The sequence below is a fragment of the Achromobacter sp. genome (assembly GCF_036567245.1).
Taxonomy (GTDB): domain Bacteria; phylum Pseudomonadota; class Gammaproteobacteria; order Burkholderiales; family Burkholderiaceae_B; genus Achromobacter.
The window spans coordinates 1-7,135 of sequence record NZ_DATCUY010000393.1 but is presented as its reverse complement, the minus strand read 5'-3'; the positions used below and the strand labels follow the sequence as shown (position 1 = coordinate 7,135).

The window sequence follows — 7,135 nt, the reverse complement described above, 5'->3', positions numbered from 1 at the left end:
CCTGCCGGTCACCGGCCTGGCGGCGGAGTTGGCGCGCCAGAGCGCATGGGCCGGCGTGCAGGGCGACGCCATCATCCTGCGCGTGGCCGTCAAGACGCTGGCCGAAAGCGAAAGCCGCGTCCGTCTGCAGACCGTGTTGTGCGAACATTTCGGCCAGGGCATACGGCTGGACGTCGAGGTCGGCGTAACGGGCGAGGCGACGGCGCATGCCGTGGCCCAGGCCGAACGCGCCGCCCGCCAGCAGGCCGCCGAAGACGCGGTCGCCGTCGATCCATTTGTACAAGCGTTGGTCGCCGATTTCGGCGGCCAGGTCGTGCCTGGCTCGATCCGCCACGTTGATTCACCCGCCGCCGCTGCCTGAAGCGGCGGCCATCTCTCATTCCCCTCATTCAAGGAAGCATCGATCATGATGAAAGGACAACTGGCCGGCCTGATGCGCCAGGCGCAGCAAATGCAGGAAAACATGAAGAAGGCGCAGGACGCGCTGGCCGACATCCAGGTTGAAGGCGCCTCCGGCGGCGGCCTGGTCAAGGTCACCATGACCTGCCGCCACGACGTCAAGCGCGTCGCCATCGACCCGTCGCTGCTGGGCGACGACAAGGACATGCTGGAAGACCTGGTCGCTGCCGCCTTCAACGACGCGCTGCGCAAGGCCGAAGCCACCTCGCAGGAAAAGATGGCATCGGTCACCGCCGGCATGCCGCTGCCCCCGGGCATGAAGCTGCCGTTCTGAGCGCAGCCCCAAGGCCGCAATGGATCCGCTACTGCCTGAACCCGAGCCGCTCGTCTCGCTGATCGAGGCGCTGCGGCGCCTGCCCGGCGTGGGCGTGCGCTCCGCCCGGCGCATGGCCTATCACCTGCTGCAGCATGACCCGCAAGGCGCGGACATGCTGGGGCGGGCGCTGGCGGGCGCGGTGCGGGACCTGAAGCATTGCGCCCGCTGCAACAGCTTTTCGGAAGAAGAAGTCTGTGGCACCTGCAGCAACCCCAAGCGCGATCCCTCGTTGCTGTGCATCGTCGAGACGCCGGCCGACCAGAACATGATCGAGTCCAGCCACGGCTACCGCGGCCTGTACTACGTGCTGATGGGCCGCGTCGCGCCGCTCGAAGGCATCGGTCCGCGCGAGCTGGATTTCGAGCGGGTGATCAAGCGCGCGACCGACGGCGCGGTGCAGGAAGTCATCCTGGCCACCAACTTCACCGCCGAAGGCGAAACCACCGCCCATTTCCTGGGCGAAGCGCTGGGTGAGCGCGGGCTGCGCGTCACGCGCCTGGCGCGAGGCGTGCCTGCCGGCAGCGAACTGGAATATGTGGACGCCGGCACCATTGCTTGGGCGCTGATGGAACGCAAGATCACCTGATTCCGCAGTACCAGAATGCCTGCCGGCAACGTATCGGCAACGGCAAAACAGTGAGGAAGACAAGCCATGTCAGCGCTGACCGGACTCAAGGTCCTGGAACTCGGCACGCTCATCGCCGGCCCGTTCGCCGCGCGCATCTTCGGCGAATTCGGCGCCGACGTCATCAAGGTGGAAACGCCCCACGGGCCTGACGGCACGGGCGGCGGCGATCCCATCCGCAGCTGGCGCCATCTGCACGAGGGCAATTCGCTCTGGTGGACAGTCCAGGCCCGCAACAAGCAATCCATCGCTCTCAACCTGAAAGACCCGCGCGCGCGTGAAATCGCCCGCAAGCTGGCGCTGGACGCCGACGTGGTGGTCGAGAACTACCGGCCGGGCGTGCTCGAGAAGTGGGGCCTGGGCTACGAGCAGCTGCGCGCGATCAATCCCGCGCTCATCATGGTGCGCCTGTCCGGCTATGGGCAGACCGGGCCCATGAAGGACCAGCCGGGCTTTGGCGCCATCGGCGAATCCATGGGCGGGCTGCGCTATGTGTCGGGCCATCCGGACCGGCCGCCCTTGCGCGTCGGCATCTCCATCGGCGATTCGATCGCCGCGCTGCACGGCGTGATCGGCGCGATGATGGCGTTGCGCCACCGCGACGCCACCGGCGGACGCTGGAACGGCAAGCAGGGCGCGGATTGCCAGGCGGGGCAGGGGCAGATGGTGGACGTGGCGCTGTACGAGGCCGTGTTCAACATGATGGAAAGCCTGGTGCCCGAATACGACGTGGCCGGCGTGGTGCGCGAGCGTACGGGCGGCGCGCTGCCCGGCATCGTGCCCTCGAATACCTATACCACCCGCGACGGCCAGAACATCGTCATCGCCGGCAACGGCGACGCGATCTTCCATCGATTGATGCGCGCCATTGGCCGCGACGACCTGGCCACCGATCCGGGCCTGGTGCGCAACGACGGCCGCGCCAAACGCGTGGAAGAGATCGACGGCGCCATCCAGCAATGGTGCGGCGCGCGCGGCATCGAAGAGGCGCTGGGCGTCCTGAAAGGCGCCGACGTGCCCGTGGGCAAGATCTACAGCGTGGCCGACATGTTCGGCGATCCGCAGTTCCTGGCGCGCCGCATGATAGAGCAGCATCGCTTCCCCGACGGCACGCCGGTCAAGCTGCCCGCCGTGGTGCCCAAGCTGTCGGAGACGCCCGGCGAGACGCGTTGGGTGGGCCCTGTATTAGGGGAACATACCGAGGAAGTCCTGAAATCGCTGGGGTATGATTCAGCGGCTATAGAAGCGCTGGCAAAGACCGGCGCTATCGGTCTGCCCGACAACTAGGAGACAACCACATGTCAGTCACTCGCCGTGATCTGCTCAAGATGGCCGGCGCCGCCGGCGTCATGGGCATGGCGCCCGCCATCGTGCGCGCGCAGAAGCTGGAGAAGACCAAGGTCCAGATCGCCGTCGGCGGCAAGCCGCTGATCTACTATCTTCCCCTGTCCATCGCGGAAGCCCGCGGCTACTTCAAGGACGAAGGGCTGGATGTCAGCATCGCCGACTTCGCGGGTGGCTCCAAGGCCTTGCAGGCCGTGGTGGGCGGCAGCGCCGACATCGTGTCGGGCGCGTTCGAGCACACCTTGTCCATGCAGTCCAAGGGCCAGGCCTATCGCGCTTTCGTGCTGCAGGGCCGCGCGCCCATGATAGGCGTGGGCGTGTCCAAGAAGAACCTGCCCAACTACAAGGGTCCCGCCGACCTGAAGGGCAAGAAGATCGGCGTGACCGCGCCGGGCTCGTCCACCAACATGGTGGTCAGCTTCTTCCTGGCCAAGCACGGCCTGAAGGCCTCGGACGTGTCCATCATCGGCGTGGGCGCGGGCGCTGGCGCGGTGACCGCGCTGCGCAGCGGCCAGATCGATGCCATCTCCAACACCGACCCCGTGGTGTCGATGCTGGAAATGCCGGGCGACATCCAGATCATCGTCGACACGCGCACGCTCAAGGACACCCAGGACATCTTCGGCGGCAATATGCCGGCGGGCTGCCTGTATGCGCCGCAAGCCTTCATCGACGCCAACCCCAACACCACCCAGGCCCTGGCCAACGCCCTGGTGCGCGCCGACAAGTGGATCCAGAAGGCCGGCGCCGACGAGATCGCCAAGGTCGTGCCGGAAACCTATCTGCTGGGCGATCCGGCCGTCTACAAGGCCGCCATCGCCAAGAGCCTGGAAGGCCTGTCGCCGGACGGCATGATCCCCGAGGATGGCGCCGCCACCGCGCTCAAGGCGCTGGCGGCCTACCAGGCGGATTTCGATGGCGCCAAGATCGACCCGTCCAAGGTCTGGACCAACGACTACGCCCGCCGCGCCAACGAGAAGTACCCCAATGGCTGAAGCCGCGCTGTCGCTGGAAAACATCAGCTGCACCTTTGTCTCCCGCGACGACCGGTCGCAGCGCTACACCGCTGTCAGCGACACCACCCTGGCCATCGAGCCGGGCGAGTTCGTGTCGGTGGTGGGCCCGACCGGCTGCGGCAAGTCCACCTTGCTCAACGTCGGCGCCGGCCTGCTGGCGCCGTCGTCGGGCAGTGTGAAGGTGTTCGGGCAGCCCCTGTCCGGCATCAATGAGCGCGCCGGCTACATGTTCCAGGGCGAAGCCTTGCTGCCCTGGCGCAGTGCGCTGGACAACGTGGTGGCCGGACTGGACTTCGCCGGCGTGCCGCGTTCGCAGGCGCTGGAGCGTGGCCGCGAATGGATGCGCCGCGTCGGCCTGGGCGGTTTTGAAAGCCGCTATCCGCACCAGATGTCGGGCGGCATGCGCAAGCGCGCGATGCTGGCGCAGACGCTGATCCGCGATCCGGACATCATCCTGATGGACGAACCGTTCTCGGCGCTGGACATCCAGACCCGCCAGCTCATGGAGAACGAGGTCCTGGACCTCTGGATGGCCAAGCGCAAGGCGGTGCTCTTCATCACCCACGACCTGGACGAGGCGATCGCCATGAGCGACCGCGTGGTGGTGCTGTCGGCAGGGCCTGGCACGCATCCCATCGGCGAATTCGTCATCGACCTGCCGCGCCCGCGCGACGTGGCCGAAGTGCGCACGCATCCACGCTTCGTGGAACTGCACGCGGCCATCTGGGGGGTGCTGCGCGAAGAAGTCCTAAAGGGCTACGCCCAACAGAAGCGAGCCTGAGCCATGCCCAAGCTGATCAAACCCGGTTCGGCCAGCCTGCGCTTCTGGCAGTTGCTGTTGCTCGTCATCATTTTGCTGGTCTGGCATTTCGCCTCGCGCGATCCCAAGGTGGCCTTCTTCTTCGGCGAGCCTCTGAAGGTGTGGGGCCGCATCTGGGCCTGGTTCGTCACCAACGCGGACATCTACACCCACCTGGGCGTGACGCTGACCGAGACCGTGCTGGCCTTTTTCATCGGCACCATTGCCGGGCTGGCCTTCGGCCTGTGGCTGGGGCTGTCGCCGGGCGCCAGCGCGATCCTTGATCCTTACATCAAAGCCGCCAACTCGATGCCGCGCGTCATCCTGGCGCCCATCTTCGGCATGTGGTTCGGCCTGGGCATCTGGTCCAAGGTGGCGTTGGCCGTGACGCTGGTGTTCTTCATCGTGTTCTTCAACGTCTACCAGGGCGTGCGCGAAGTCAGCCCCACCTTGCTGGACAACGCCCGGATGCTGGGCGCGCGCCGGCGCCAGTTGCTGCGGCACGTTTACCTGCCGTCGGCTACCAGCTGGGTGTTCTCCAGCTTGCATACCTCGGTGGGCCTGGCCTTCGTGGGCGCGGTGGTGGGCGAGTACCTGGGCTCGGCCAGCGGCGTGGGCTACCTGATCTTGCAGGCCGAAGGCACCTTCGACGTGAACACTGTGTTCGCGGGCATCATCGTGCTGACGGCGTTCGCGCTGGTGCTGGACGCCGTCGTCGGCATGGGTGAAAAACGCCTGATGAAATGGCAGCCCCGGTCCGGCGAAACCGAAAAGATCTGAAGGAGTTCCCATGGCCCGTCTACCCTACGCCGACCTGACCCATCCCGAAGCCAAGCCGTTGGTCGACCGCATCGTCGCCGAGCGCGGCAGTGTCCTGCACCTGTACCAGATGCTGCTGCACAGCCCCGCCGTGGCGGGCGGCTGGCTCAATTACCTGACTTCCATCCGCCAGCTCAGCACCTTGCCGGGCGACCTGCGGGAACTGGTGATCATGCGCGTCGCGGCCATCAACGGCGCGCCTTACGAGGCCGACCAGCATGCGCCGATCGCGCTGAAGGAAGGCGTGTCGCAGGCGCAGCTGGACGCGCTGGACAATTGGGAAGGCTCGGACCTGTTCGACCAACGCGAAAAGGCAGTGCTGGCTTACACCGACGCCATGACGCGGCAGGTGCAGGTGCCGGAAGCGGTATTCCAGGCGGCCCGGGCGGCGATGGGCTCGGAAAAACTCATCGTGGAACTGACCGCGACGGTAGCGGCCTACAACATGGTGTCGCGCTTCCTGGAAGCGCTGCAGGTGCATTCGCACGATCACCGCTGACGCAGGCGCGCGGCCGCCGGCCGTGCATTCCCGCGCCTGCAAGGCGACGGGCGCCGCGGCGCCCGCCCGATTCAGGTCCGCTGCGCCTCGATCAACGCATCCAGCTTGACCGCGTCCGCCACGAACAGGCGGATGCCTTCCGACAGCTTGTCGCTGGCCATCGCGTCTTCATTGAGCAGGGTACGGAACGTGACTTCGTCCGCGCCGATGCGCGCGATGTCGGCCGTGACGTCGTCCGCGCGCAATTGCGCCGGCGCGTCGCCCTCGGTGCCGGCCAGCTTGGTCAGCAGCTCAGGGCTGATGGTCAGCAGGTCGCAGCCCGACAACGCCAGGATCTGGCCGACGTTGCGGAAGCTTGCGCCCATGATTTCGGTCGGAATGTCGAAGTGTTTGTAGTACTGGTAGATCCGGGTCACGGACAGCACGCCGGGATCGCGCGCGCCGGCATTGTCGGCCTCGACCCAGTTGGCGCCGGCGGATTTCTTGTGCCAGTCGTAGATGCGGCCGACGAAGGGCGAGATCAGCTGCACGCGCGCATCGGCGCAAGCCACGGCCTGCGGCAGCGAGAACAGCAGGGTCAGGTTGCAGCGCACGCCTTCCGATTGCAGGGCGCGGGCGGCCTGGATGCCTTCCCAAGTCGAGGCGATCTTGATCAGCACGCGCTCGCGCGGCACGCCGGCGGCTTCGTACAGGGCGATCAGGCTGCGGGCGCGCTCGATGGTGGCGCGGGTGTCGAACGACAGGCGGGCATCGACCTCGGTCGAGACGCGGCCGGGCACGATGTCCAGGATGGCGCGGCCGAAGGCGACCAGCAGGCGGTCCATGAGTTCGGCGGTGGGCGCGCCGCGGTGCTCGCGCGCGGTCTTTTCCAGCAGGGGGCGGTAGGCGTCCTGCTGGACGGCCTTGAGAATAAGGGACGGGTTCGTCGTGGCGTCGGTGGGACGCAGCGCCTTCATGGCTTCGAAATCCCCCGTGTCGGCGACGACGGTGGTGTGGTTGCGCAGGGCGTCAAGTTGGCTGGACATGGACGGTACGGCTCGCAGCAGGCTAGGGTTGAAGGTGTCCTAGCGTATCACTGAGGCCGCCAGGCCGCTGTCGGCTGGATGAGGGAGGGGGACGGCGGGACGCGGAAAAACAGGCCAAAACGCCGTTTCCGGCCTTATTTGGCGCGGTTCGCCAGGGAAAACGGCCGCTCAGGGTATAATCCGAAGGTTTGATTATCGATTCTAAAACCGGGGTTTACTGTGCTGCCGCAACT

General features: G+C 66.6%; 8 protein-coding genes and 1 pseudogene. 8 read left to right on the top strand and 1 reads right to left on the bottom strand.

Features of this window, described 5'->3' with window-relative positions; all coding sequences use genetic code 11:
• The 8 genes and pseudogenes from VIR09_RS16745 to VIR09_RS16710 form a co-directional block, all read left to right on the top strand.
• Positions 1 to 361 (top strand): annotated as a pseudogene (locus tag VIR09_RS16745) (DNA polymerase III subunit gamma/tau); the annotation flags it as partial.
• Between the two features lie 45 nt (positions 362 to 406).
• A complete protein-coding gene (locus tag VIR09_RS16740) occupies positions 407 to 733 on the top strand; it encodes a YbaB/EbfC family nucleoid-associated protein (RefSeq protein WP_013395612.1) in 327 nt (108 codons plus the stop codon).
• A 19-nt stretch (positions 734 to 752) separates the two neighbouring features.
• The gene (gene recR, locus VIR09_RS16735) at positions 753 to 1,361 is read left to right on the top strand and encodes a recombination mediator RecR (protein ID WP_332013891.1); all 609 of its coding nucleotides are present in this window, start codon (positions 753 to 755) and stop codon (positions 1,359 to 1,361) included.
• A 66-nt stretch (positions 1,362 to 1,427) separates the two neighbouring features.
• The gene (locus VIR09_RS16730; RefSeq protein WP_332013890.1) at positions 1,428 to 2,687 is read left to right on the top strand and encodes a CoA transferase; all 1,260 of its coding nucleotides are present in this window, start codon (positions 1,428 to 1,430) and stop codon (positions 2,685 to 2,687) included.
• Positions 2,688 to 2,698: 11 nt separating this feature from the next.
• Positions 2,699 to 3,739, top strand: a complete 1,041-nt coding sequence (locus VIR09_RS16725) for an ABC transporter substrate-binding protein (protein ID WP_332013889.1) — start codon at positions 2,699 to 2,701, stop codon at positions 3,737 to 3,739.
• Positions 3,732 to 4,541, top strand: a complete 810-nt coding sequence (locus VIR09_RS16720; RefSeq protein WP_013395608.1) for an ABC transporter ATP-binding protein — start codon at positions 3,732 to 3,734, stop codon at positions 4,539 to 4,541. The genes VIR09_RS16725 and VIR09_RS16720 overlap by 8 nt, the downstream gene beginning before the upstream one ends.
• 3 nt (positions 4,542 to 4,544) lie before the next feature.
• The gene (locus tag VIR09_RS16715) at positions 4,545 to 5,339 is read left to right on the top strand and encodes an ABC transporter permease (protein ID WP_088142186.1); all 795 of its coding nucleotides are present in this window, start codon (positions 4,545 to 4,547) and stop codon (positions 5,337 to 5,339) included.
• Between the two features lie 10 nt (positions 5,340 to 5,349).
• Positions 5,350 to 5,877: a carboxymuconolactone decarboxylase family protein gene (locus VIR09_RS16710; protein WP_332013888.1), complete on the top strand. Its 528-nt coding sequence runs from the start codon at positions 5,350 to 5,352 to the stop codon at positions 5,875 to 5,877.
• Positions 5,878 to 5,948: 71 nt separating this feature from the next.
• On the opposite strand, the gene tal is transcribed toward VIR09_RS16710, so the two are convergent.
• Entirely contained in the window at positions 5,949 to 6,902 is a 954-nt protein-coding gene (tal, locus tag VIR09_RS16705) for a transaldolase (protein ID WP_332013887.1), read from the bottom strand.
• Positions 6,903 to 7,135 lie beyond the last annotated feature (233 nt).

Excerpts from the sequence above, each read along its gene's own strand:
- VIR09_RS16740 (WP_013395612.1), top strand. The coding sequence starts at position 407 with ATGATGAAAGGACAACTGGCCGGCCTGATGCGCCAGGCGCAGCAAATG.
- recR (WP_332013891.1), top strand. The coding sequence starts at position 753 with ATGGATCCGCTACTGCCTGAACCCGAGCCGCTCGTCTCGCTGATCGAG.
- VIR09_RS16730 (WP_332013890.1), top strand. The coding sequence starts at position 1,428 with ATGTCAGCGCTGACCGGACTCAAGGTCCTGGAACTCGGCACGCTCATC.
- VIR09_RS16725 (WP_332013889.1), top strand. The coding sequence starts at position 2,699 with ATGTCAGTCACTCGCCGTGATCTGCTCAAGATGGCCGGCGCCGCCGGC.
- VIR09_RS16720 (WP_013395608.1), top strand. The coding sequence starts at position 3,732 with ATGGCTGAAGCCGCGCTGTCGCTGGAAAACATCAGCTGCACCTTTGTC.
- VIR09_RS16715 (WP_088142186.1), top strand. The coding sequence starts at position 4,545 with ATGCCCAAGCTGATCAAACCCGGTTCGGCCAGCCTGCGCTTCTGGCAG.
- VIR09_RS16710 (WP_332013888.1), top strand. The coding sequence starts at position 5,350 with ATGGCCCGTCTACCCTACGCCGACCTGACCCATCCCGAAGCCAAGCCG.
- tal (WP_332013887.1), bottom strand. The coding sequence starts at position 6,902 with ATGTCCAGCCAACTTGACGCCCTGCGCAACCACACCACCGTCGTCGCC.